Raw genomic sequence first — 23,626 nt, forward strand, 5'->3', positions numbered from 1 at the left:
ACGTAAAAAAATTCCTCTATATTTTACTATTCACTTAATTTTTTTCTCTAATAATTTCTTTAAAAATTCTATATTTTCACTATAATACTTATGTGCTTTTTCATAAGACCAACTGCAATGTTCTATCCCCATAATCATCAAATATACTCGTAATTTTTTATAAAAACTTTCATCTACTCTCATATATTTTTTATACCCATCCAAAAAAACTTTTTCATAGTCTCTATTTTGAGTAAAATATTTAAAATATAAATTTGCTAAATCATTTTCATTATTATCAGGATAACTTTGCTCAAAATCAATTATTGCACTAATATTATAAATCCCCTTACTCTCTTTAACCAATATATTTCTTCCATCAAAATCATTATGAGTTAGTCTAAATACAGTATCACTAAATAATTCAATATAGTTTTCTCTTATAATTTTTATTGCTTTAAACAATACCTTTTCATCTGGTAATTTTTGATTTTCGATCTCTTTTATCCGCTCTTCCATTTTTTCTATTTTATATTCTATATAATCATTAGACTTTATGCTTTCGTCCCATTTCAATGCATAATCAAAAATTTTATATTTATGTAACTTTCCTAGTTCCTCTCCCATTTCTTCAAATAATGTTAATCTATTTTCATAATCTATTTCTTCTAACACTTTCTCTAATACAACACCTTCAATATATTCAATTAAAATCCACTTTTTCTTATCTTTTTCTCCAACCTTTATTATTTGAGGAGTTTTAACATCACTCTTTTCTAATATTTTCAATGAATTAATTTCTCTTACACTCTTTCCTTCAATACCATATATCTTCAAAATATAAATTCTATTATTAACCTTAATTTTATATACCGAATGTCTTCCAAGCTCACGATTTCCTACTTCAGTTATTGTGCTATTTTTTATACCTATCTCTTTTTCAATTATTCTTTCTATATCTATAATTGAATTTTGCATCTTCACACCTTCTAACCTATTTTTCCCTAAAATACAATTTATTTTCATTATATCATATTCTTTAAATAGCAAAAACACTAGAATTTTACTTCTAGTGTTCTTAAAACAAATCATTAAAACGTCCCTATTTATCTAATATCTTTATTTATATAGTTATTTCCTTGAACCTCTATTTAAAATAATTTATTCCCATACTATCTCTAACTTCATCTAAAGTTCCACTTGCTATTCCTCTTGCTTTTCTACTTCCCTTTTGTAATATTTCATATACATAGTCTATATTTTTCTCAAACTCTCTTCTTCTTTCTCTTATAGGTCTAAGTTCTTCTTGCATAACTTCATTTAAATATTTTTTTACTTTCATATCACCAAGCCCACCTCTCATATAATGAGCTTTCATTTCTTCAAGAACTTCTTTATCTTTACAAAATGCATTTAAATATATGAATACTGGATTTCCTTCAACTTGTCCTGGATCCTCAACTCTAATATGATTTGGATCAGTATACATTGACATTATTTTCTTCTTAACATCCTCTTCACTATCTGATAAATATATAGCATTTCCTAAAGATTTTCCCATTTTTAAGTTACCATCTATTCCTGGAAGTCTTCCTAATCCTTCTTTAGGTAATATAGCTTTTGGTTCTACTAAAATTTCTTTATTATAAGTTGTATTAAACGTTCTTACTATTTCTCTAGTTTGCTCTATCATTGGTAATTGATCTTCTCCAACTGGCACTATACTAGCTTTAAATGCTGTAATATCAGCAGCTTGACTTACTGGATAAATTAAAAAACCTGCTGGAATACTTAAATTAAACTTCTTTTCTTTAATTTCATTTTTTACTGTTGGGTTTCTTTCAAGCCTTGCAACAGTAACTAAATTTAAATAATGCATTGTAAGTTCATTTAATTCTGGTATTTGAGATTGCACAAAAATTGTTGATTTATTTGGATCTATTCCTACTGATAAATAATCTAATGTTACTTCTACTAAACTTTTTCTTATCTTTTCTGGATTCCTAGCATTATCTGTTAATGCTTGTTGATCCGCAACCATTATAAACGGATCATATATTTCTTTGTTTTGAAGTTCAACTCTGTTAAGTAATGACCCTACATAATGTCCTATATGTAGTTTTCCTGTTGGTCTATCTCCTGTTAATAAAATTTCTTTACTCATTAAAATCACCTTCCATTTTTAATTCTTTATAAAATAAAAAAACTCCCTCCTAAAAATATAGGACGAAGATTATATCCGTGTTGCCACCTAAATTGTATAATTTTAAAATTATACCACTCATTTTCAAGTACTAACATACTCTAGCTACTATAAGGTGTAGCACACCACTTTACTAATTTCTTAAAAGATTTCATATCGTTCCTCAAAGGTCCATTCACTAATCTCTTCTTGCTAGGATTTCACCATTTCCTACACTCTCTTTATTGAAGCTAAATTACCTACTTCTCCTTCTCACAGGATATTAAATTATTTCTTTTTTTACAATTATACACCTATAAAATTTAAATGTCTATAAAATAGTTTCCCTTAATTTTAGACTAATATAACTATATAATCCTACTTTACATAATCCATAAATAAAAAATCATCAGTTTAAAATGAATTCTTCAAAACTGATGATTTTTAGTGTATCTTATCTGTTATCTAAGTAACCTGCGATATTTAATAAGTTAAGTATTAAGTTTATTAAATCTAAGTATAAGTTTAATACAAAGATTGATAAATCATTTTTATCTCTTACATACCCACTATTCAAAGCCATTTTCATAATGCTTATATCATACATTACATATGCAGCAAAAATAACTACTGATACAGCACTTATAATTACTGATACAAAACTACTAAATACAAATATATTTATTACTGAAGCTACTATTATAGCAATAAGTCCAGCAAATAATACATTTCCCATACTCATATAATATCCAGCTTCTTTTCTAGATGCTTGGAATGCAAGAATTGCAAATAATACAATTGCTCCTGCTATTACTGAGAAAAATACTGGTGCTCCTAATGCTTGTAAATAGTACATTAATACTGGATATAATATTACTCCATATATAAATGTAAAACCATATACAAATCCAATTGGAAAACTTCTAGGTATTACAGATTTTCTACTAAACATAGATAAAACTATGAGTCCTATAAAAACTATTCCTATAAGTCTATTTGCCATATATGCTACTTGAATTGGTACAAAAAATATACCAAATAAAAATCCTAATCCCATAAATACTAATGAAATTGCTAACGAAGTAAATATAGTTTGCATTGGATTTACCATATAATTATTCGCTTTTGAATTAACGTTCATATTCATCATTCCTTTCATTTGCTTCTTATTAAATAATGATACTCTAAAATTAGCTTTATTTGGTTAAAAATTTATTAATATTTTTCCCTAAATTTAGATTTCTAATCTATTTCTCTTTTTCTATTTCTAATGACTTTTGAATTAAATTATCTAATATTCCCTTTAGCTCCATTAATTCATTTACTTCCATTCCTGTTGAGCAATAAATCTCTCTTGGAATATCTTTAACCTTTTCCTTAAGATTAACTCCTTCTTCTGTTAACTCTACTAAAACAATTCTATCATCTTCATCGCTTCGATATTTTTTAACTAAGTTCATTCCCTCAAGTTTTTTTATTACAGGAGTTAATGTACCTGAATCTAAATATAACTTATCTCCAATCTCTTTTACACTTAATTTTTTATGTTCCCATAAAACAAGCATTGTTATGTACTGTGTATATGTTAAGTTATATCTTCCAAGTATAGGTTTATATTTTTTTATAACCCCCTTAGATGCAGCATATAAACTAAAGCAAACTTGATTTTCTAACTTTAAAACTTCATCATAATTCATCTCTTACCTCTCCATTACTAAAAATACTTCTATATAAATAATATACCTTAACTTAATCTTTTTATAAAGATAAGTTAAGGTATATTTCTTATTTTAATAATTTTTCTATATCCTTTTCCATACTAAGTGGTTTTGTCATAGATGCATATCTTTCAATTACAGTACCTTCTGAATCTATTAAAAACTTAGTAAAATTCCATTTTATTTTAGAGCCTAAAGCTCCTTTTTTATTTTCTTTTAAAAATTTATAAATTGGATGTGTATTCTCTCCATTAACTTCTATTTTTTCAAACATAGGGAATGTAACCCCATAATTCAATTTACAAAAACTATCTATTTCTTCATTGCTTTTAGGATCTTGACTTAAAAATTGATTACATGGAAATCCTAATACAATAAATTTTTTCTCTTTATACTTTTTATATAATTCTTCTAACTCTGCAAACTGTGGTGTAAACCCACATTTACTAGCAGTATTTACTATAAGAATTACTTGCCCTTTAAACTCTTCCATTTTTATTTCTTTACCTTGCATATTTTTAGCATTTAAATCATAAAAATTCATTTTAAAACACCTCTTCTTAATTCTTATTAACTAATACTTCTAATAATTTTTGATGTCCTTTTTCATCTAATGCTGCACTTTTCACTAAATCAGCTGCATCACCTAATCCTAATTCTCTAATCTTTTCTGATAACTCTAAAATCTTAGGATATGCTCCTTCTTCTTCTTTTATAAACATAGGTAATACTGACATTATATCCTCATTCATCATTCCATTTAAATAAGCATATAATCCACTATGTCTTGCCTCATCGCTTCCTATTTTAGTAAAGCTTTTAGCTAATTCATCTTTTCCTTGTTCTTTAGCTATATGTGCTAATGCAAAATACATTCCAGCGGCCATTGCTTCACCTTTTGATAATTCTTCTATTACTTTTTCTAATTCTGTTCCTTTAGTCGATCCATATATTTTCATAATAATACCTCTTTTCAAATTTCAATTGTGTACAATTAAATTGTATGTCATTAATTATATTCTGTCAAATACTTTTTGTAGAAATAACAATAAAATATTTTCCTCTCCATTTTTATCTGTTTAATCTTTCCAAATATCTTCTCCATAACTCTTCCTTAAAGGGCATCCCTCCTCCAGCTTAAATGTTCTCTCCCTACTTGCTCTTAAAAATTTTATTTTCTCTTTCTTTAAATTCCAAAGTTCATCTGAAAAACTATAATTATGAGTTACAAAAAACACCATGACTTTCGATTCTATTAAACCATTAATAATATTATCTGAAATAACTTTCCCCTCCCTATCATTAGTTGAACTAAATGCTTCATTAAATAAAACTAGAGAGTCTTTTTTTATTTCTTCCATTAAATCCCTCATTCTTTTTAATTCTTCCTCAAGCTTTCCTCCTGTTAACCCTTTATCTTCTTCTCTTTTAAAATGTGTAAATATATTTTTAAACACCTTGCTTTTATACTCTGTTGCTAAAGTTATCAACCCACTTTGGAAGAGAATTTGATTTTCCCCAATACTTTTTAAGAATATTGTTTTTCCGCCTCTATTTGCTCCAGTTATAATAATTAATTCTTCATTGTTACAAACTAAATCATTTCCCTTTACATCTATATCTTTCTTTAAACTTAAAACAATTTCTTTTACATTCTTAACTTTAAAATTCTCTCCTTCTTCTCCATAAGAAATATCAATTTTATTTTCCATACAACTTTCATATAACTTTATTCCACCTATATAAAACTTTAATTCAAAACTTAAATTAATAAAAAACTCTTTTATTCCATTACAAGCATTTTCTATTACATTTCCAATTTCATTTAAACTTTTATTCTTTATTAAAGTTATTGTATCTAATGCTCCACTATCTCTTTCATTAACTAAAAAAAACTCTTTTTCTTTCTTATGAATTATTTTTCTCATTAATGAATCTTCTTTTTTCTTATCTACTAATGCTAGTTCATTCAATTTATTTCCTTTTCCAAGCCTACCTTTTATAAATATTCCTTCATTAAACTTTAGCTCAGTCAGTATTCTCTTTAATTTTTTTAAATAGCTTTCATCTAGCACCATAGCTATTTCTTTGGATAGTCTAATTAATCCTTCACTCTTTAATTCTCTTATTCTTAATTCATCTTCTATTTTTCTAAGCTTTTCTAAAAACTTTTCAATTACTAAGATTCCTCTATTCACTCTATTTATTGGATATTCTGAAAACAAACTATGGAGTACTTTCTCTTCTTCTTCTATGGCTTCATCTGCTATACTTTTTAATTTCAATGCTAACTTATCATTATTTATAAAATCTTTTAATATAGATTGCCTCCATTTTATATCTTCTATTTTAGTTAATGGATTTAAAAGTATCTCTTCTAACTCCCTATCATCCATTATCTCTAATATCCATTCCATTTCTAAATCAAATATTTTATTTTCATCATTTATAGTTTTTTTATAATTTCTTATAAAATCTTTTTCTCTAAAAAGTAGATAACTCTTAATCATTTAAAATTCGCTCCTTTATACTTTTATAGTCCAATCCATATTTTTTCACTATATCTATGGCATAAACTTCCCCTAAAGCTTCTTTTCTCTCTATTTTATAAGTTCTCTTATTGTCAGAAGCAGATGCTACTAAAGAAACTGTTTTTGGATACTCATTAAGCTCTTTAATAAATGTTACGTATATACAAATACAATCTTTCTTTACTATTTCCTCCATAACTTTTCCGCCTAAAAGAATTCCATCATCCACTGCTGTAGATGAAAACAACTCATTTAAAATGACAATAGAATCTTTTGTTATTTCATCTAAAATACTTTTTATTTTAACAACATCTTTCTCTAACATGCTTTTTAAATCCATAGCTTTTTCCCCTCTTCCAAAGTGGGTAAACATCTCTTTCCATAAAAAAAGTTTGCTTTCTCTTCCTTGAACCTTTCCACCAAGACTTGCAAAGAAATGTATTTGTCCAAATGTTTTTGCAAAGGTTGTTTTTCCCCCACTATTAGGGCCACATACTATGAAAATCCTTTCATCTTTTTCTAATAAAAAATCATTTGTTATTATCTCCTTTTTAGAATAAATATTTTTATTTGCTAAAGATAAAGAGAAAATTTCTTTCCCATATATTTCTTTATCTTTATTTATTTTGGGATAGTTAAACTTTAATTTATTAAACCTTTTCATAAACTTTAAATAAGAAATATAAAATCTCACTTCTTTATAAAATAATCTTATCTTCTCATCAATAAACTCTTTATATTTATTTTTATATTCATTTAACCTTCTGAATATATTTTCATTTTCATTTTTAATAAGATCTAAAATTCTTTTTTCTAATGAACCCATTTCTATTTTCTCATTAAAAGAACCTCTATAATCTTTATATTTATTTATAAATGGCTCAAGTACTTCTTTAATATCATTATCGCTCTCTTTATAATCTTCAAACTCTTTACTTTGAAAATTTATTAAACTTATCTTTAATCCCTTTATAGATAAAATGTATTCTATTTTTCCTAATTCCTCTTTAATGTCTTTTGTTTCTTGTAATAGTAAATTAAATCCCTTTGTTTTTACATATTCATTTATCATTCCTTTTATATAATTTAATCCTTCTGACTTTAATCTTCTTTCATTTAATCTTTCATTTAATTCTCCTATCTCTATTAGATATTCCTCTATAACTTCTAAAAATATTCTATCTTTTTGAGCTTCTAAATCTAATTTATTTACCCTTACAATACTCTTATCTATTCTATTAATTACTTGTATAAACTTTTCAATACTCTCAAACAATTTTTCATTTTCTAAATCCTTAAATATCTCTTGCCTATATAAAATCTCCTCTTTACTTTTTAATGGAGATTTATATATCTCTTCTAAAAAAGAATCATCATATTCCCCTACAAACTCTTTTATTAAATCACCTATCTCTAAATCAATTAAAATTTCCTCCTTTACTTTATTTACCCTCTTTTCTTTCTGAGCTAAATCCTTAAATAAAATACTTTTCTTTTCCATTTTATTCACCTAAACTTTCAATTTATTTTGAAAATAAAAATGACTTCTACTTAAAACTTAAGTAGAAGTCATCAGCTAAAATTAGCATTTAAGATATTATCTAAAGGAGCACTTCATTCCTCTTTTTTCTTTTATTATAACTCTTTTATTTACAATAATATCTTTTTTTTACAATTATTCATTTTTATTTTTCATTTCACTAATTTGATCAACCTTTTTCACTATTTTTTCTGCTAGGAATGCTGCTATTAATATAATAATCCAACTATTACAACTAAAGAAAAATATTAATAATACTATTGAAATCTTATAATTTCTAAGAACTCCAGCAAGCATAGTTCCCATAATTATAGATGCTGCAAAAGACATATTAAGTCCTAACATATATGCACTAGCCATACCTATAGCTGCCCCTGAAAACATAATTGGGAAAATAGGTCCACCAAGCCAGCCTGTATTTATACATATTTTACTTGCAACTGGTTTTATTAATCCAATAATTATAAGCATTCCAATCCCTAACCCCACACTTGTATTTATTAATGCTCGTAATGTATGTTCTCCTGAAAACAATACAAATGGAAGTGAAATTGCTAGTCCTCCTAAAATTAATCCACCAACAACTGCATTTGCTATTTTATATTTCTTTAATGGTTTAAATACTCTCACTATAATTTTATCTAACACAGCCATATATAAAACCATTACCAACCCTATTATAAATAAAGGAATTAAATATTCTATCTCTTTTTTACCTATAATAACTTTAGAAAACTTAGTTATAAAAGAAACTTTATCATCTAATTTTTCTAAAAGTAAAAACATTATAGTTGAAAAGAAAATAATACTTCCATATAAAACCCTCTTAAAATTTTTAATTTTCTTTTGATCAGTTTCATCAATAAAATTATAAAATCCATAATACGGTACTTCAAAAATCCTTTTAAACTTTGATTTAATCTCTACTTTCTCATGCTTTTCTCTTTTAAATCCATACTTTAAATATTCACCAGTTAAAGTTGACGTTCCACCTATAATTCCACTTAAAGCTGCTTCTGGTCCTACTGTTCCTCCAAACCATAAAACTGCAAATATTTTAACGATTGCTTTAGGTAAAGTTCTATATTCTACCCTTTTTGTCTTTTTAAATTCATGTAAAATCTCTTCCATTGATTTTGGATAACTTCCAATATACTTTTCGCATAGTCCTACTACAATTCCACCTATTATACATACTATTAAAATTAATATTTTACTGTTTTTCTCTAAAATAAAATTTTCCCAAAATATATGTATTCCTAAATAAACTAGTAATAAGAATAGCCATATTATAAACCCTATTATTGCTCCTATTAAAATAGCATATAATAAAGTCCCTATTCCTCTCAGCAATTTATTCATTTTTCTCCTCCTAAGTTTTTTTATAAATTTTCTATAATCTCATAAAATGCAATTAATCCACTTTCTAAAACTCTTATATCTCCCTTAGTTAAACACCATTGAAATGCAAGTCCTCTAGTAAAACTATCTATTATTAAAAAAACTTCACCTTTCGTTCTTCCTTTTTTAAACTCACCACTATCAATTCCTTGCTCAATTAGAAACTTTAATGGTTCTGAGTATGCCCTATTATCAAAATTACTTTTTCTATCATTTATGCTATCTGTTAAATTTGTTATAAATGCTCTAGATGTTAATTTATACCCCATTTTTTCTATATATTCATTTTCTAATTTTACAAAAAACTTTATTTTTTCTTTTATCTGAATATTATTATTTTCTAAATCAAATTTCCTATACTTCTCTAACACATATATATCTAACTTTTTAAATATATATTTACTCATATCTTCATAATAGTTAGCTTTTATAATATCGTCTTTTGACTCAAAATGTACATAAAAGGTTCCTTTAGCAACTCCCGCTTCTTTACAAATTTCACTTACAGTAATATTTTCATAGCCCTTCTTATCTACTAAATCCATTGCTACTTTAAATAATTTTTCTTTCGTTAATCTTGATTTTTCTTCTCTTTTCATTTCTCCTCCTAAATGACCGCGGTCATTTTTATATTATTATAATACTTTTATTCTTTTTTAACAATAAAAAAAACCTCAAAGCAAAATTAGTATATAACTAATCTTACTTTAAGGTCTTTATCTATCAACTTATTTTCCCAGTGTATTTATCCACTTATCTGCTATTTTTTCTTCATGTTTTTTAAACTTCTCATATTTTTTATATTTTCTTAAAACATTTTTTATTTCTTTATCTAAATCTCTAATTTCCATATATTCTACAATGCCTTCATGAGCGTAAATATCACGTATTGCTTCACTTTCTGCTCTTTTTTCCTTAACATCATTTAGGTTATTTAATAATCTCTTGAATAAATCCTTTTTACTAGCAACCTCTGGATCTGCTCCTTCATTTGCTATTGCTAAAAGAGTCTCTAACCTCTTTTTTGTATGTTTAAGTGTTACATCATTCAAATCATCTTCTATTCCATATTCCTTAAGGTACTTATGAAAATTTTCTAAATTATCTTCACCTTCAAAAACTTTTAAAATTTCTACTTTTGTTAACTCTTCCATCTTTACCACCTCAATAAAATTTAATGTTTTCTATGATTATATTTATTTCCTTCGAGTTTATGTTCAGCCTTTTCTTCTTCTTTTCTAATTTCATCTAGCTTAACTCTTTTTTTAATAACCATTTCCTCTTTATATCTTCTATCTCCTGTATTACTCATTTTTTTCACCTCTAAATTTATTTTTTTAAATTCATCATGATAAATTTTTAGAAATACAAAAAAAAGCCAATAATATCTACACGTGTAATCTTTATATATGTAGAAGTCATTAGCTTATAGCGGTTAAAGGTTAACTTCATAACCTATTATTTACTTTTTTTCTTTCTGTTATCAGTATATCTCTTTTATACCTTTTTTTCAAATAAATACTTGTTAACTTTATGTGAAGTCTTATTTCTTCACATTAAACAATTCATAAAAATAATCCCAATCTTCTTTTAATTCATCCTTTTCTTTTTTTCTTTCCTCATCTACTTCTTTATCATATACACAATATATATGCTTGCTTGTAAATCTTTCTGTAACCTCAACTTTATATGCTGTAATTACGCATTTAACATTTCTTTTATAGCTCTTTATAACAACTCTTAATATCTTTCCATTATAATTTTTTTCATAATAATAAACTTCTGATTTTCTAGATGATTTATATACATAATCTGGATTTTCTAATATATCTACTATTTTTTTTAATGTTATCTCTCCATGCTTTAAATGTATGTGCTTTTTATAATTTCTATAATATAAAACTACCTTTCTATGTAATTTAGCTTCTATTTTGAAAACCAACAATTTATTTTCGTAATAAAATCCCATACCATATTACTTCTTTCTTTACATATTTTTCTTTTATTATATCACAAAACCCATAAATTATTTTGTATTAAATCCCCATACTTTTATAGCTGCAAAGCACACACACTCTCTCTTCTAGAAATATTATTTTAACTTTATTTTATACTAAATTTTCCTTTTAATTATTTCTATTAGAAATAAACAAAAAATAAGCTAGAAAAGTAAAATACTTTTCTAGCTTTGTTATCTTATTTAAAAATAATCTGAAAAATATGCTGCTTGTTGTTCTATAGAGTCTTCTAACATATCTAAAGTCTTTCTATCACATGAAAGCCTTCCTATTTTATATAAATAATCTGGACTCTTATACCCAAGTAGCATTGTTGTCATTGTTTGTATATCTATTTTATCCGTTGTCTTTTCATTTACACGTGCAATGCTTCCTTTTCCTTCATTATCAATTTCTAACTTAAATGTTCCTTGATTCCATGATAAAATCGGATCATCCATTACAAAAGTCCATTTTCTTTCAACTGTATCTGGTTTAAATGGATACTGTTTTATAAACTCCTCTAAATCAACGATTCTCGCCATGTAATAAGGTGATATTGTTTCTTTTATATCTGCATCTTCAAGTAAAAATGCTAATGGTTCATCTGTAAATGTATTTCCTACAACCTTTGTTATCATTGAAAAATGTGCACTTATAAAATTCCATAATCCTAGACGTGCTTCTTCATTAACGAAAATCATATCTTTAATATGGAAAACTTCATCTTTTATCCAATATAAAACATATCCTTCTTCTTCATATTTCTCATTATAATATACAGCTGCTGTTAAGTCGTCTGTATCCCAAAGCCAATATTCATTCCATGCTAAATCATCTCTTATTAATGCTCCATGAGTTTGAAGAGCGAATCTTTCATAAGCCCTTTTTATTTCCTCACCCTCAACATCAACTCTTTGTACTTCACCTGTTACTCTTTTATTTTTTGGTAATTGATAATCTTTGATTTCATAAACAATCTTATCAGATATAATTTCCCAACCTTTTCTTCTATAGTAAGGTATTGAGTATGGATAAAGGTAAGATATTGTTTGATTTTTTTCTTTCATTTCTTTTAATGCTTGATATAATAATTTATGCATTAATCCTTGATTCGAATACTCTGGATATGTTCCTACTCCTGTAAGTCCACCCATATCATAAGTTCTATCAAATATTCTAACTTTCATTGGATATACTGCTACTTGTGATATTAATTTATCTTTATCAAACCACCCTAAAACTTCTGCCTTTACTAATGTAGGTGATTTAGCTCTAATCATTTCTTTTTCTTCCCAACCTACTCTTTGTAAATCTAAATCTGTTACTTGAAAAACATATCTTAATAATTGATTGTACTGCTCTAAATGTTCAATACCAACCTTTTTCATTTTTAATTCTCTTCTGCTAAACATATAATTTCCACTCCCTTTCATTATCTTTTTTATATATTATAGTTTATCTTTATTATAAATTAATACTCTTTTTTAATCCTTAAAATTTTCTTCCCACCATTTTACTTATTTAGCTTTATTTAAGTTGCCAACATTTTTGCAATTTGTTATATTTAATATCCAATTTTAAATAAGGAAGTGACTTATGAAATTATATTTCAAAAAATTTATTACTAATGAACGTTCACCACTCAAAGTTAATTTTACTGATAGTTTTATTGGCTTTATAGGTGGTTTTATAACTATTTCGATTTTAGGATATCTATCTTTCAAAAGTTCTGCCCCTTGGATTGTAGCACCATTTGGTGCCAGTTGTGTTTTAGCCTTTGGTGTTTGGAACGCTCCACTATCACAACCTCGTAATATTATAGGTGGCCATCTTATTTCGTCATTTATTGGAATATCTATTTATCAAATTTTTGGTGCTAATTATTGGTCTGTTGGATTAGGTGTTGGGCTTGCTATTGGTGCCATGCTTTTAACTAAAACTACTCACCCGCCTGCTGGTGCTGATCCTATAGTCACTATTTTAGGGAAATCTACCTTTGGCTTTTTAATTCACCCAATTCTTTTAGGTTCTATTATTATAGTAATTTTAGCTTTATTCATAAATAACTTTAGTAAAAAAAGAAGTTATCCTACTTTTTGGATTTAAATGTACATATTATTAGAGCACTTTATTTAAATAAAGTGCTTTATATTTTTTAAACTCTAAGATAAGAATATCCTTCTTGTTGTTTTTCCATAATTTCTATTACTGCTGCTTTCACTATTATTACTTCTTCTAAAAGTTCCTCTTTTTTTAAATCAAAAGTTTTAAGTGAATTATTACATGCTTTTATCTTTACATTTAAATCCTTTAATTCCTTAAATCCATCTATTAGCCCTAAATTTCCTGCTATTTTTTCTTTTAACGCTACTACTGAAGCACTATTAGCAACTATTTCAATTTCACAATCTTCTTTAATTTTCTTTGCATTTTTTGCATTTCCTATAGCTGTTTTCCACTTATCTATTTCCCCTACATGTATTAACAATTTCATACCATCATCTTCTTTCGTTAATTTTTTCTTTTAACTACTCTTATTATACTACATTATTCTATAAATTTTATTTCAAAATTTAAAAGAACAAGCCTTTTAAGCTTGTTCTTATCTATTGTATATCTAATAAATATTGTGTTTTTTCTAAGTATGGCATTTTTTCACCATACATTATTTCTTTTAAATCACCTTCATAAACTATTCTTCCTGGTAAATTTAATAGTTGTTGTGGTCTTATGAGATTTGCGGGCATATCCCATTCTACAATTCCACACTGATTTAAAATGTAATATACAAATTCTGAACATAAAAATTTGTTTTCCACACTCATTTCTTTATTTAATAATACGTAAATCAATCCTTTTGGATTATATTTATATCTATAGCTATTTATTATAAATTCATCTATTATGGTTTTAAATTTTATATATTGTTCTTTTGTAACTTCTATTTCTATTATACTGCCTGGTAATACTTTTTGATGCTTATATAATCCTTTTGTTACATTTTCTTTCTTAAACACTCCTATAAAAGGGTTATACGTATATTTTCTGCTAAACCCATACATTTCATTTAATTCTTTATCTAATGAAATAGCTGCATGAGTATATTTATCTTTTGTTATCAATTTTACAGCATTAGATAAACCAGAGTTTGTTCTAGTTAGAACCACATATATCTTCTCTTTTTTCATGTTTATTCCCCTCAAATCCCCTATACATAATATCTATTAACTCTTATAACTTCTCACTTTTATAAACTTCATTTCTTTTTTATACTACCATATTTTTTCATTTTTTGTACATCTTTTATTCATTTTTTGTACATTTTTTGCAACTTTTATAAATTTCATATTTTACAACTTCCTTTTTTCCACATTTTATATGTAATTACTAATTAATTTAATTTTTTACTTTTATTTTTTACCAAATAATGGTAAAATAGACTTAACATAAATGTAAGGGTGATTGAATTATGAAAAAGAAAAAAATTAAAAAAAGAAAATATAATAAAAAAGTCTATTTAAATAACTTAAAAGAAGAAATCATAAATTTAGAAGATGAAATACTTAACTTAGAAGAAATAACTATTGGTGATTATTTAGAAGAACAGGCAAGTAATCTTATGTTACAAGTCAAAGATCATGAAGAACCTACTTTAGATATAAAAGATTTAATCCAAAATAATATAACTATCGAGGAAATACCAACTTTAATTGACTGTAGTAGCGATATTCAAGAATCAGAACCTATTGAACAAGCTCCAGCCATGTATGAAGAGGAAGTTGCTGCTACTACTGAAATTATTCTAGATGCTGATATTAAGAAAAAAGAATTAGATTTATATCTTAAAGAGGAAACCAAGTATATGGAATTTGATAAAAAACTAATTAATCTTGCGCGTCCATCTACCGAGCCTAAAACATCTTCATTTAAAAGATATCTTGGACGTTTTTTTACAGACGATGTTAAAATTTTCAAATGATAAAATTTAAATTATAGTTATCATACTATTAATTTAAAATATATAAATTTCTACGTATAAAAACTACAATCTTAACCTTTAAAGTTAAGATTGTAGCTTTTTTATTTTCACTCATAATTCTATTTATTACGTATATTAAATGTATTTTTTTCTTTATTTTAATCTTTTATCATCATCCTCTACATATTCTAAAATTTCGGCTGGCTGACAATTTAATACTTTACAGATAGATTCTAATGTAGAAAATCTTATTGCCTTCGCTTTATTGTTTTTTAAGATAGATAAGTTTGCTTTTGTTATTCCTACTTTTTCTGAAAGTTCATTTGAACTTATTTTTCTTTTAGCCATCACTATATCTAAATTCACTAATATGGGCATGATTTTCCTCCTCTATATGGTCATATCATTTTCAATTTTTATTTTTCTAGCATTACTAAAAACCGTTGCAAGTACTGCAAATAATAATCCGATAGTTATACAAATAAATCCAATTACAACTGTAGGTCCAACTAATAATGCATCATGAAATTCAATTATATTATACTTCATAAAATTACTACAACATATAAAAATTATAATCTCTAAAAAAGATAATATTGATATAACCTTTAGAATTTTTATACTCTTTTCTGAAAAAGCTTCATCTTTCATTGTTAAACTTACTAATCTTCTTAATTTAAATAATGCTATAACATATGGTATTCCTAACAAATATCCTGATATTAATAAAATTAAGAAGGTATTACTTCCTGTTCTACTTATCATAGACACTTTTATAAAAGCTCCTACAATAAAGGGTAACCAAACTAATAATGCTATGGTTACTACAATTCCAATAATTAAAATTAAATTTAAAATTTTTGAATTAAAATTTTTCATCTTTTGTTCCCCCATTTCCTTTTACAATATTTATTATACATATTTTTTATTGTTTTTCAATATATTTTTATTTTAATTCAATCTAACTTTCAATTTTTATTATGAATTTAAATCTTCTTATGTATGTTTAAATACTTTAATTAAATAAAAAAACACTATATCGCCAAATTAGCGACATAGCATTTTATTTAAATTATTATTCCTTCAAAATGATCCATTTCATGCTGAATTATTTGTGCTGGAAAATCTGTATATATTTCTTTATGTTTTTTAAAGTTTTTATCGAAATATTCTACTTCTATTTTTTTATATCTTTTTGTTTTTCTAAATCCAATTAATGAAAGACAGCTCTCTTCTGTTTCATACTCTCCTTCATTTTTCAATATAACAGGATTAATCATAGGAATTATAACCGGTCCTATACAAAAGACTAATATTCTCTTTTTTACCCCTATCATATTTGCTGCAAGCCCAACACATCTATCTAAATTTGCTCTTAATGTGTCCATTAAATCATTAACAACATTTATATCTTCTTTTGTAGCTATTTTTGATTTTTGATTTAAAAATAATATATCTTTTACTATTTTCTTTTCCATACTTATCTACACCTCACCTTATTAATTATATATTTTTTATTATAACCTATTATGAGGCTATGTAGTACTTTCAAGAATTTAACTTATTAAAAGATATTATCTATTAAATTTATTTTTTATATGCTTTTAGTTTTAAGATTTATTTATACTTTTATTTATCTCATCTAACATTATATATGTTGATTGAATTCCTCCATCACTAATATACCAAGCTACTGTATTTAAATATATTATATTTCCCTTTTTATACACTTCACTTGAGTTAACTAATTCATTATTCAATAATTCTTTAGCTGTTTTTTTATCATTAGTTATAGCACCTTTATCTATAACAAACATATAATCCGCTTTTTGATTTTTTATATATTCATACGAGACAGTCTGTCCATGATCTGCTGCTTTAACATTCTCATCAGTATTTTCAAACCCTAGTTCATTATAAATTACACCAAATCTTGATTCTTTTCCAAATACACTTAATTCACCATTACTAGCCATTATTGTAGTTGCTGAATACCCATTTTCTTTCACCTTTTTATTTATATCTTCTACCTTTTCATTAATTTTCTTTAATTCTTCTGAAATCTCATCTTCTTTATTAAATATATCACCTAAATACTTAAGATTCTTTGTAGTTGATTCTATATATTCCCCATCTTTTTTAGCTAAAGATATTGTTGGTGCTATTTGAGATAATTTTTCATAAAAGCTATGCTGTCTTCCATTTATTATTATTAAATCTGGTTTTAGTTCATTTATTTTTTCTAAATCTGGTTCTTTTAGCCCCCCAACACTTTCATATTCATCACTTTTATACTTACTTAAATATTCTGGTATTGTTGAAGATTTTGGTATGCCTACAATACCCTCTATCCCTAATTTATCTAATGTATCTAATGCTGCAAAATCGAATACTACTATTCTTTTAGGTTCTTCATTAACTTCTGTTGTCCCTACTTCATGCTCTATTTTAACTACAGCTTTAGTTTTCTCCTCCTTATCTTCTTTTTCCTTATTTGAAAATAATAAAGCCCCTCCAAAAAGTACTGCTACAGCTCCCCCTGCTATTATCCCTATCTTTTTATTCATTTTACCCTTCTCCTTTTAATCATATTATTTATAAACTATTTTCTTTTAAAATTGATTATCTTTCTCAATTAAAAATAAACGCATATCTCTTGTCCATTTATATTTTGAATATTAAAATCCATTTCATAAATCTCTTCTAAAACATCCTTTTTTATTATTTCTTCTCTACTACCTACTTTAGCTATCTTCCCATTTTTAAGTGCTACTATATAATCTGAATAACAAGATGTATAATTTATGTCATGCATAACTAATACTACTGTTTTCTTTAACTCATCACAAAGATTTCTAAGGACTTTCATCATTTCTACAGAATGCTTCATATCCAAATTATTAAGAGGTTCATCTAAAAATATATATTCTGTATTTTGAGCTATAACCATTGCAATATATGCTCTTTGTCTTTGTCCCCCACTTAACTCATCTAAATATTTCTCTTCTATTTCTTTAAGTTTCATATATTCTATGGCTTCATCTATATATTTTTCATCCTCTTTTGTTAATTTCCCTTCACTATATGGAAACCTTCCAAAACTAACTAGTTCCCTTATTGTTAATCTTAAATTTATATTATTAGTTTGTTTTAAAATTGCAATCTTAGTTGATAATTCTTTACTATTCCAATCATCTAATTTTTTACCTTCTATTAAGATTTCGCCACCATCTTTTTTCATAAGCCTTGTAATCATTGATAAAACTGTACTTTTTCCTGCTCCATTTGGTCCTATAAAAGAAGTTATCTTACCTTTTTCTATATCTACTGATACTTTATCAACAACATTTTTATCTGTATATTTTTTTATCAAATTTTTTATTCTTATCATTTTTTATTTTTCCTCCCTTAAAAGTAAATATATAAAATATATTCCTCCTGCAAAATTTATAATCACACTTAGAGTAGTTGAGAAAGTAAATATTTTTTCAACTAGAAATTGTCCTCCTATAATGATAAATATACTTATTAAAATTGATGTACTTATTAAATAACTATGCTTATATGTCTTTAATAACTTTCTACTTACATTTACTACAATTAATCCTAAAAATGTTATTGGACCTACTAATGCCGTAGATATAGATATTAATATCGCTACTAATATAATCATTTTTTTTGAAACTCTATCATAATCTATACCTAGGTTTATGGCATGTTCCTTTCCTAATGCCATTACATCTAAATATTTCATATCATCATAAATAAATGGAATTACTATAATTAACATTACACTTCCTAGTAAAAGTATTTCTGTATTTATATTTCCAAAGCTTGCATATAAATTATTTTGAAGTGCTGCATATTCATTTGGATCTATTACTACTTGCATAAAATTTGATACGCTTTTAAATAAAGTGCTAAATATCATTCCTACTAAAAGTAAAAATACAATGTTGTTTCCACTTTTTTTAAAAAGCTTTCTATAAAGGATATAGGATACCAATATCATAGAAATTACCGATAATAAGAAATTATAATTCTTATTAGTTATAAACTTATTGCTTGTCCCTAAAACAAAAACTATTACTGTCTGAATAAGCACATATAAAGAATCTAATCCTAAAACACTTGGTGTAAGAATATTATTATTTGTTATAGTTTGAAATACCATTGATGCAAAAGCTATACACCCACCAGTTAAGATCATTGCCAAAAGTTTTGGAATTCTTTGACTCATAGCATATTCTAAATTTTCTAACTTAACACCGAATGTTAAATATATAATTGATGTTATACAAATCATGCCTATGATTATTAAAATAATTCTTTTTTGTCTAGTTTCTTTTAACATCGTATTTTTCTCTATCTTAAGCTGCATATACTTTCCTCCTAAGTATCATATAAAGGAACATTACACTTCCTATAACTCCTACAGTTAATCCAATAGGAATTTCATAAGGATATATAATCACTCTTGAAAATATGTCACAAATCAAAACAAATATTGCTCCAAATAATCCTGTATACCAAATATTCTTTTTTGTATTATCGCCTTTATACATAGAAACTATATTTGGAACTATAAGTCCTATAAATGGTATACTTCCAACTGTTATTACTATACTAGCTGTAACTATAGCCACAATCCCTAATCCTAAATTTACGATACTACTATAATTCAATCCTAAATTTGTTGCAAAATCTTCTCCCATACCAGCAATGCTAAATTTATTAGCATAAATATATGCAATAAAAATAAATGGAATCACTATATATAGCATCTCATAATTTCCTTTAAGAATCATTGAAAAATTTCCTTGCATAAAACTTGTTATATCTTGCATTAAATCATACTTATATGCAATAAAATTTGTTATTGAACCTATTATATTTCCAAACATTATACCTACTAAAGGTACTAATACAGCATTTTTAAACTTCAATCTTTTAAGAATTTTCATAAATATAAATGTTCCAATAAGTGAAAAAATAAATGCTATCACAACTTGTCCACCCATTCCTATATTAGGTAAAAACATTAATGAAAATACTAGCCCTAACTGTGCTGCATCTATAGTTGCCCCAGTAGTTGGTGATACAAACTTATTTCTGCTTATTTGTTGCATTATAAGTCCACATATACTCATTCCCATACCTGAAGCTATTATACTTATAAGCCTTGGTATTCTACTCACTCCTAAAACCATAAGTTGCTCATTAGTTAAATTAAAAATATGATTTATTTTTATATCTTGCACTCCTATAAAAATAGATATGATAGATAATATTATTATTAAAATTATCAAATATCTCTTCTTCATATATCCTCCTTAGCATCTCTTCTTCATATATTATTAATTTTTTATTCGCACTTATTATATTGATAATAATTCTCAATGTCAATATAAATTCAAAAATATTTTATACAAAAAAATACTCTATCTACTAAAAGATAGAGTATTCATCGTTCTTTATCATTTAAATATTCTTTTCTCACATAATATATGCTTATTATAAATACTATAAGTAAGCTTCCTTGTATAAAATAACTTCCCTCTGTTTCTAAAAATATACTTCCTATAAACAATATGATAGTTAAAATTGTTACTGGACTTTGTAAAATACTTTTCATTTCAATATTCCCCATATTATTTTTGACTTAAAATATTATATGAACTATATTTTCTATAGTTTCATCAATTTATATTTTTTATAACTCTTAAAATTTTATGCAAAAAAACCACAGCTATAGTTTTAGCTGCAGTTTTTTATTTTCTAAGAACTCTCTATATAAACTCATTAGATTTTTATTTACTATAATTTCTTTTACTATTTATTACTTCGATTTTTTCTCAATATAATATGTTATTTATTTAAATTCTTCATTTTTTTTCTATTTATTTTCGTTCCTATAAAATAAAAAAATACAGCGCTTCCACTTATTCCTATAAAAAATCCTAAATAATACATAAAGTTATTTATCAATTCATTAAGCATTACATACACTCCTTTATTTATATAATAACTTATAGTAATCACTCCAAATATTAACATTTATTTAATTTATTCATCTTTCTATAATTTAATTAACATTTTAAATAAAAAAGGGAAGCTTTACGCTTCCCACTGCATTCTCCACAAATGCTTTCTTATTTCATCATTACCATTAATTAATAATAATTTGTTTTTTTCATCCCTTATAATAAGATTTTCTCCTTCTTCTTCTATCATTAATCGTTTTAAATCATATTCCTCTAATTTTTTTTCATCTTCTATATACAATTTATTTTTCCATATAAACATTTCTATATCACTATTTATATTTTCTAAATACTCACTCTTAATTGATTTCATTAATATTATATACATAAGAAAAATACCTATACAAACTCCAATTCCCATGGCTCTTTCTATACTAATTCCTATTCCTATACTTAATATTACTCCTACTAAAAATGTCCCTCTAACTAAGTTTATAATAATTTTTCTAAATATTTTCCCTATACTTTCTTTAACTTCACTTAAATATCTACCTTGTATATTAATTTCCTTATTTCTATCTAGTATAGTATTCTCCTTTTCTAAATTCTTCAATATCTTTAATTCTTCTTCACTAAATTTTTCTTTATCTATCTCTAGATTATCCCCAAATATAATTTTCTTTTCTCCTATTTCAATTGCATCTATAGGATAAATACTTCTCAAGTACTCCATATTTTTCTGTATTATAATTTTTTCTTTATATATTTTAATATTTACTTCTATTTCTTCTTCATTTTTCCCATAAACTTTTTGTATATCTTTGAAGCCTTTATCTATTTTCTTTTTTTGTCTCATTCCATTAATATAAAAAATACTATATCCTATTATAATAAATACTGCTCCTATAAATCCTTTTACACTTGTTTTCCCTAAAACAAGTAATGCTGTTATATATATTATAGCCAGTTTTTTCACTTTACTATTAGAATATAATTCTTTAAATTTACTATTTGCATCTCTCTTGCCCTTTTCTAGATATTCTTCTAACTCCATTTTTTTATTTAACTCTAAAAGCACTTTCCCATTTTTTTCTTCTACAAATTCAAACACTTTTTCATTAAATAACCTTATCTGTATACTTTCCTCTTTCCTTATAATATCTAAATCTTCTCTATTTATTACTGTTATATCATCACCAATAAATATGTATGCTCTTAGTTCACCTAAATAAATTTTCATATTTCTCAAATTTAAGTTTGACATAAATTTATTTTTTTCTTTTACATTATTCAGTCCACTTATTTTAATATCTTCTGATGCAATAATAATTGGTGTAATTATAAAAAAGAGTATTAAGAATATTCCTACTCTAAAAAAATCACTTTTTAATCCACTCATTCCTAATAATACTATTATTAATCCTAAACAACTAATTTCCTTTACTACTAATCTTTCTTTTTTCATTTCTTTTTTTATATTAGCTTCAAATTCTATTGGATTTATTTCTGTTTTTTCCCCTAATATGTATTTTTTAAAATTAATTTCTTCTATTATTTTTTCTCTTATTTCATAAGGCGCTTTTTCTCTCTTTAATTTAATTAAATTTTTAAGCTCATCTATCTCTTCTTCTCTAAACATATTTCTATCAATAAAATATTTGATAGTTTTAAACTCTAATACTACATTTTCATTTTCTACTATCACATTCTTTAGAGAATCTATCCCATAAACTTTTTTTATTTTATCAAATGTTATTTCTATAAACTCATCTTTTACTTCTAAAATTCCATATACTGAAAAAGATTCTTTTTTATCATTTCCCGTTGCCAAAAGGATATCTTTATTTCTATGTCTTATAGTCTTAAATCTTTCTCTCTCAATATAATCAACCAAGAACTTGTCCCTATATTTAAAAGAACAAATTACGCCAATAGCTGAAATTAGTACTCCTAATGCTATAAATATTATTTTTTCTTTATTATAAATTCCTATGGAAATATAAAAAATAAAAATACTAAATATAAATATTCCCACACTAATCATATTTTGTATCAGACTATCTTTTCCATGATATTTTTCTCCTAAAATTATTTTTTTTAGGATAATTTCATTTTCTTTTCTCAAATCTTTTTTTAGCATTGTCTCTTTAACATTAAAATTTACTCTCATACCCACTCCCCATAAAAAACTAATTTTAACTTAATTTAATTTTAACATATTATTAAATAAAAGTTAATATTTTATAAAATTTTTCTTTTTTTCCTACCTATTTAAACTTTATATTCTATAGTACACGAAAAGATTGGGACTT

General features: G+C 25.2%; 28 protein-coding genes and 2 riboswitches. Of the genes, 2 read left to right on the forward strand and 26 right to left on the reverse strand.

Annotated features, from left to right (window positions below):
* Positions 1-30 precede the first annotated feature (30 nt).
* The 14 genes from Q0W06_RS05605 to Q0W06_RS05670 all read right to left on the reverse strand — a co-directional run bounded on the left by Q0W06_RS05605 (position 31) and on the right by Q0W06_RS05670 (position 12,763).
* Positions 31-957, reverse strand: coding sequence for an aminoglycoside phosphotransferase family protein (locus tag Q0W06_RS05605; protein WP_297632540.1), 927 nt, complete (start codon positions 955-957; stop codon positions 31-33).
* Positions 958-1,126: 169 nt separating this feature from the next.
* A complete protein-coding gene (trpS, locus tag Q0W06_RS05610) occupies positions 1,127-2,143 on the reverse strand; it encodes a tryptophan--tRNA ligase (RefSeq protein ID WP_297632543.1) in 1,017 nt (338 codons plus the stop codon).
* 472 nt (positions 2,144-2,615) lie between these two features.
* A complete protein-coding gene (locus Q0W06_RS05615) occupies positions 2,616-3,302 on the reverse strand; it encodes a Bax inhibitor-1 family protein (RefSeq protein WP_297632545.1) in 687 nt (228 codons plus the stop codon).
* 106 nt (positions 3,303-3,408) lie between these two features.
* The gene (locus Q0W06_RS05620; RefSeq protein ID WP_297632547.1) at positions 3,409-3,858 is read right to left on the reverse strand and encodes a MarR family transcriptional regulator; all 450 of its coding nucleotides are present in this window, start codon (positions 3,856-3,858) and stop codon (positions 3,409-3,411) included.
* Between the two features lie 88 nt (positions 3,859-3,946).
* Positions 3,947-4,423 carry a glutathione peroxidase gene (locus Q0W06_RS05625; protein ID WP_297632550.1) on the reverse strand — a complete coding sequence of 159 codons (477 nt, stop codon included), beginning with the start codon at positions 4,421-4,423 and terminating at the stop codon, positions 3,947-3,949.
* Between the two features lie 16 nt (positions 4,424-4,439).
* Positions 4,440-4,838 carry a ferritin family protein gene (locus tag Q0W06_RS05630; RefSeq protein ID WP_297632553.1) on the reverse strand — a complete coding sequence of 133 codons (399 nt, stop codon included), beginning with the start codon at positions 4,836-4,838 and terminating at the stop codon, positions 4,440-4,442.
* A 120-nt stretch (positions 4,839-4,958) separates the two neighbouring features.
* Entirely contained in the window at positions 4,959-6,389 is a 1,431-nt protein-coding gene (locus Q0W06_RS05635) for a hypothetical protein (RefSeq protein WP_297632555.1), read from the reverse strand.
* Positions 6,382-7,911: a hypothetical protein gene (locus tag Q0W06_RS05640; protein ID WP_297632558.1), complete on the reverse strand. Its 1,530-nt coding sequence runs from the start codon at positions 7,909-7,911 to the stop codon at positions 6,382-6,384. The genes Q0W06_RS05635 and Q0W06_RS05640 overlap by 8 nt, the downstream gene beginning before the upstream one ends.
* Before the next feature lie 55 nt (positions 7,912-7,966).
* A riboswitch (Fluoride riboswitch) is annotated at positions 7,967-8,041 on the reverse strand.
* Positions 8,042-8,085: 44 nt separating this feature from the next.
* Positions 8,086-9,312, reverse strand: a complete 1,227-nt coding sequence (locus tag Q0W06_RS05645) for a chloride channel protein (RefSeq protein ID WP_297632561.1) — start codon at positions 9,310-9,312, stop codon at positions 8,086-8,088.
* Between the two features lie 20 nt (positions 9,313-9,332).
* On the reverse strand, positions 9,333-9,950 hold the full coding sequence (locus tag Q0W06_RS05650) for a TetR/AcrR family transcriptional regulator (protein WP_297632562.1): 618 nt from the start codon (positions 9,948-9,950) through the stop codon (positions 9,333-9,335).
* A gap of 129 nt (positions 9,951-10,079) precedes the next feature.
* Entirely contained in the window at positions 10,080-10,505 is a 426-nt protein-coding gene (locus Q0W06_RS05655; RefSeq protein ID WP_297632564.1) for a hypothetical protein, read from the reverse strand.
* A 20-nt stretch (positions 10,506-10,525) separates the two neighbouring features.
* Positions 10,526-10,663 carry a hypothetical protein gene (locus Q0W06_RS05660; RefSeq protein WP_297632567.1) on the reverse strand — a complete coding sequence of 46 codons (138 nt, stop codon included), beginning with the start codon at positions 10,661-10,663 and terminating at the stop codon, positions 10,526-10,528.
* A 93-nt stretch (positions 10,664-10,756) separates the two neighbouring features.
* Positions 10,757-10,816, reverse strand: a riboswitch (Fluoride riboswitch).
* 78 nt (positions 10,817-10,894) lie between these two features.
* Complete coding sequence (locus Q0W06_RS05665) at positions 10,895-11,320, reverse strand: DUF4258 domain-containing protein (protein ID WP_297632568.1); 426 nt, start codon at positions 11,318-11,320, stop codon at positions 10,895-10,897.
* A gap of 231 nt (positions 11,321-11,551) precedes the next feature.
* A complete protein-coding gene (locus Q0W06_RS05670) occupies positions 11,552-12,763 on the reverse strand; it encodes a GNAT family N-acetyltransferase (RefSeq protein WP_297632570.1) in 1,212 nt (403 codons plus the stop codon).
* Between the two features lie 184 nt (positions 12,764-12,947).
* Between Q0W06_RS05670 and Q0W06_RS05675 the strand changes: the two genes are divergently transcribed.
* On the forward strand, positions 12,948-13,457 hold the full coding sequence (locus Q0W06_RS05675) for an HPP family protein (protein ID WP_297632573.1): 510 nt from the start codon (positions 12,948-12,950) through the stop codon (positions 13,455-13,457).
* Between the two features lie 49 nt (positions 13,458-13,506).
* Here Q0W06_RS05675 and Q0W06_RS05680 read toward each other — a convergent pair whose 3' ends face one another.
* Positions 13,507-13,845 carry a DsrE family protein gene (locus tag Q0W06_RS05680; protein ID WP_297632576.1) on the reverse strand — a complete coding sequence of 113 codons (339 nt, stop codon included), beginning with the start codon at positions 13,843-13,845 and terminating at the stop codon, positions 13,507-13,509.
* A gap of 112 nt (positions 13,846-13,957) precedes the next feature.
* Positions 13,958-14,539: a hypothetical protein gene (locus Q0W06_RS05685; RefSeq protein ID WP_297632579.1), complete on the reverse strand. Its 582-nt coding sequence runs from the start codon at positions 14,537-14,539 to the stop codon at positions 13,958-13,960.
* A 281-nt stretch (positions 14,540-14,820) separates the two neighbouring features.
* On the opposite strand from Q0W06_RS05685, the gene Q0W06_RS05690 reads away from it, so the two are divergent.
* Positions 14,821-15,330, forward strand: a complete 510-nt coding sequence (locus tag Q0W06_RS05690; protein ID WP_297632582.1) for a hypothetical protein — start codon at positions 14,821-14,823, stop codon at positions 15,328-15,330.
* Between the two features lie 153 nt (positions 15,331-15,483).
* Here the strand turns inward: Q0W06_RS05690 and Q0W06_RS05695 are convergent, their stop codons facing one another.
* From Q0W06_RS05695 to Q0W06_RS05740, 10 genes are all read right to left on the reverse strand, one after another.
* Positions 15,484-15,708 (reverse strand): helix-turn-helix transcriptional regulator, encoded by a 225-nt coding sequence (locus tag Q0W06_RS05695; RefSeq protein WP_297632585.1) that lies wholly within the window; start codon positions 15,706-15,708, stop codon positions 15,484-15,486.
* A gap of 12 nt (positions 15,709-15,720) precedes the next feature.
* A complete protein-coding gene (locus Q0W06_RS05700; protein WP_297632587.1) occupies positions 15,721-16,209 on the reverse strand; it encodes a DUF2975 domain-containing protein in 489 nt (162 codons plus the stop codon).
* Between the two features lie 188 nt (positions 16,210-16,397).
* Positions 16,398-16,808, reverse strand: coding sequence for a peptide deformylase (locus Q0W06_RS05705; protein WP_297632590.1), 411 nt, complete (start codon positions 16,806-16,808; stop codon positions 16,398-16,400).
* A 132-nt stretch (positions 16,809-16,940) separates the two neighbouring features.
* Positions 16,941-17,897 (reverse strand): ABC transporter substrate-binding protein, encoded by a 957-nt coding sequence (locus Q0W06_RS05710; RefSeq protein ID WP_297632593.1) that lies wholly within the window; start codon positions 17,895-17,897, stop codon positions 16,941-16,943.
* Between the two features lie 68 nt (positions 17,898-17,965).
* Complete coding sequence (locus tag Q0W06_RS05715) at positions 17,966-18,721, reverse strand: ATP-binding cassette domain-containing protein (protein WP_297632596.1); 756 nt, start codon at positions 18,719-18,721, stop codon at positions 17,966-17,968.
* Between the two features lie 3 nt (positions 18,722-18,724).
* Positions 18,725-19,711, reverse strand: a complete 987-nt coding sequence (locus Q0W06_RS05720; RefSeq protein ID WP_297632598.1) for an iron chelate uptake ABC transporter family permease subunit — start codon at positions 19,709-19,711, stop codon at positions 18,725-18,727.
* Entirely contained in the window at positions 19,701-20,654 is a 954-nt protein-coding gene (locus Q0W06_RS05725; protein ID WP_297632602.1) for an ABC transporter permease, read from the reverse strand. Before Q0W06_RS05725 ends, Q0W06_RS05720 begins: the two co-directional genes overlap by 11 nt.
* 140 nt (positions 20,655-20,794) lie before the next feature.
* Entirely contained in the window at positions 20,795-20,965 is a 171-nt protein-coding gene (locus Q0W06_RS05730; RefSeq protein WP_297632605.1) for a hypothetical protein, read from the reverse strand.
* 233 nt (positions 20,966-21,198) lie between these two features.
* Positions 21,199-21,330 carry a hypothetical protein gene (locus tag Q0W06_RS05735; protein WP_297632607.1) on the reverse strand — a complete coding sequence of 44 codons (132 nt, stop codon included), beginning with the start codon at positions 21,328-21,330 and terminating at the stop codon, positions 21,199-21,201.
* 117 nt (positions 21,331-21,447) lie between these two features.
* Positions 21,448-23,484, reverse strand: coding sequence for a hypothetical protein (locus Q0W06_RS05740; protein WP_297632608.1), 2,037 nt, complete (start codon positions 23,482-23,484; stop codon positions 21,448-21,450).
* Between the last annotated feature and the right edge of the window lie 142 nt (positions 23,485-23,626).

This window comes from uncultured Clostridium sp. (assembly GCF_947072515.1).
Classification (GTDB): domain Bacteria; phylum Bacillota; class Clostridia; order Clostridiales; family Clostridiaceae; genus Clostridium.

Bases quoted from the DNA above. Each gene is read 5' to 3' on its own strand.
- Q0W06_RS05605 (WP_297632540.1), bottom strand. From the start codon at position 957: ATGCAAAATTCAATTATAGATATAGAAAGAATAATTGAAAAAGAGATA.
- trpS (WP_297632543.1), bottom strand. From the start codon at position 2,143: ATGAGTAAAGAAATTTTATTAACAGGAGATAGACCAACAGGAAAACTA.
- Q0W06_RS05615 (WP_297632545.1), bottom strand. From the start codon at position 3,302: ATGAACGTTAATTCAAAAGCGAATAATTATATGGTAAATCCAATGCAA.
- Q0W06_RS05620 (WP_297632547.1), bottom strand. From the start codon at position 3,858: ATGAATTATGATGAAGTTTTAAAGTTAGAAAATCAAGTTTGCTTTAGT.
- Q0W06_RS05625 (WP_297632550.1), bottom strand. From the start codon at position 4,423: ATGAATTTTTATGATTTAAATGCTAAAAATATGCAAGGTAAAGAAATA.
- Q0W06_RS05630 (WP_297632553.1), bottom strand. From the start codon at position 4,838: ATGAAAATATATGGATCGACTAAAGGAACAGAATTAGAAAAAGTAATA.
- Q0W06_RS05635 (WP_297632555.1), bottom strand. From the start codon at position 6,389: ATGATTAAGAGTTATCTACTTTTTAGAGAAAAAGATTTTATAAGAAAT.
- Q0W06_RS05640 (WP_297632558.1), bottom strand. From the start codon at position 7,911: ATGGAAAAGAAAAGTATTTTATTTAAGGATTTAGCTCAGAAAGAAAAG.
- Q0W06_RS05645 (WP_297632561.1), bottom strand. From the start codon at position 9,312: ATGAATAAATTGCTGAGAGGAATAGGGACTTTATTATATGCTATTTTA.
- Q0W06_RS05650 (WP_297632562.1), bottom strand. From the start codon at position 9,950: ATGAAAAGAGAAGAAAAATCAAGATTAACGAAAGAAAAATTATTTAAA.
- Q0W06_RS05655 (WP_297632564.1), bottom strand. From the start codon at position 10,505: ATGGAAGAGTTAACAAAAGTAGAAATTTTAAAAGTTTTTGAAGGTGAA.
- Q0W06_RS05660 (WP_297632567.1), bottom strand. From the start codon at position 10,663: ATGAGTAATACAGGAGATAGAAGATATAAAGAGGAAATGGTTATTAAA.
- Q0W06_RS05665 (WP_297632568.1), bottom strand. From the start codon at position 11,320: ATGGGATTTTATTACGAAAATAAATTGTTGGTTTTCAAAATAGAAGCT.
- Q0W06_RS05670 (WP_297632570.1), bottom strand. From the start codon at position 12,763: ATGTTTAGCAGAAGAGAATTAAAAATGAAAAAGGTTGGTATTGAACAT.
- Q0W06_RS05675 (WP_297632573.1), top strand. From the start codon at position 12,948: ATGAAATTATATTTCAAAAAATTTATTACTAATGAACGTTCACCACTC.
- Q0W06_RS05680 (WP_297632576.1), bottom strand. From the start codon at position 13,845: ATGAAATTGTTAATACATGTAGGGGAAATAGATAAGTGGAAAACAGCT.
- Q0W06_RS05685 (WP_297632579.1), bottom strand. From the start codon at position 14,539: ATGAAAAAAGAGAAGATATATGTGGTTCTAACTAGAACAAACTCTGGT.
- Q0W06_RS05690 (WP_297632582.1), top strand. From the start codon at position 14,821: ATGAAAAAGAAAAAAATTAAAAAAAGAAAATATAATAAAAAAGTCTAT.
- Q0W06_RS05695 (WP_297632585.1), bottom strand. From the start codon at position 15,708: ATGCCCATATTAGTGAATTTAGATATAGTGATGGCTAAAAGAAAAATA.
- Q0W06_RS05700 (WP_297632587.1), bottom strand. From the start codon at position 16,209: ATGAAAAATTTTAATTCAAAAATTTTAAATTTAATTTTAATTATTGGA.
- Q0W06_RS05705 (WP_297632590.1), bottom strand. From the start codon at position 16,808: ATGGAAAAGAAAATAGTAAAAGATATATTATTTTTAAATCAAAAATCA.
- Q0W06_RS05710 (WP_297632593.1), bottom strand. From the start codon at position 17,897: ATGAATAAAAAGATAGGGATAATAGCAGGGGGAGCTGTAGCAGTACTT.
- Q0W06_RS05715 (WP_297632596.1), bottom strand. From the start codon at position 18,721: ATGATAAGAATAAAAAATTTGATAAAAAAATATACAGATAAAAATGTT.
- Q0W06_RS05720 (WP_297632598.1), bottom strand. From the start codon at position 19,711: ATGCAGCTTAAGATAGAGAAAAATACGATGTTAAAAGAAACTAGACAA.
- Q0W06_RS05725 (WP_297632602.1), bottom strand. From the start codon at position 20,654: ATGAAGAAGAGATATTTGATAATTTTAATAATAATATTATCTATCATA.
- Q0W06_RS05730 (WP_297632605.1), bottom strand. From the start codon at position 20,965: ATGAAAAGTATTTTACAAAGTCCAGTAACAATTTTAACTATCATATTG.
- Q0W06_RS05735 (WP_297632607.1), bottom strand. From the start codon at position 21,330: ATGCTTAATGAATTGATAAATAACTTTATGTATTATTTAGGATTTTTT.
- Q0W06_RS05740 (WP_297632608.1), bottom strand. From the start codon at position 23,484: ATGAGAGTAAATTTTAATGTTAAAGAGACAATGCTAAAAAAAGATTTG.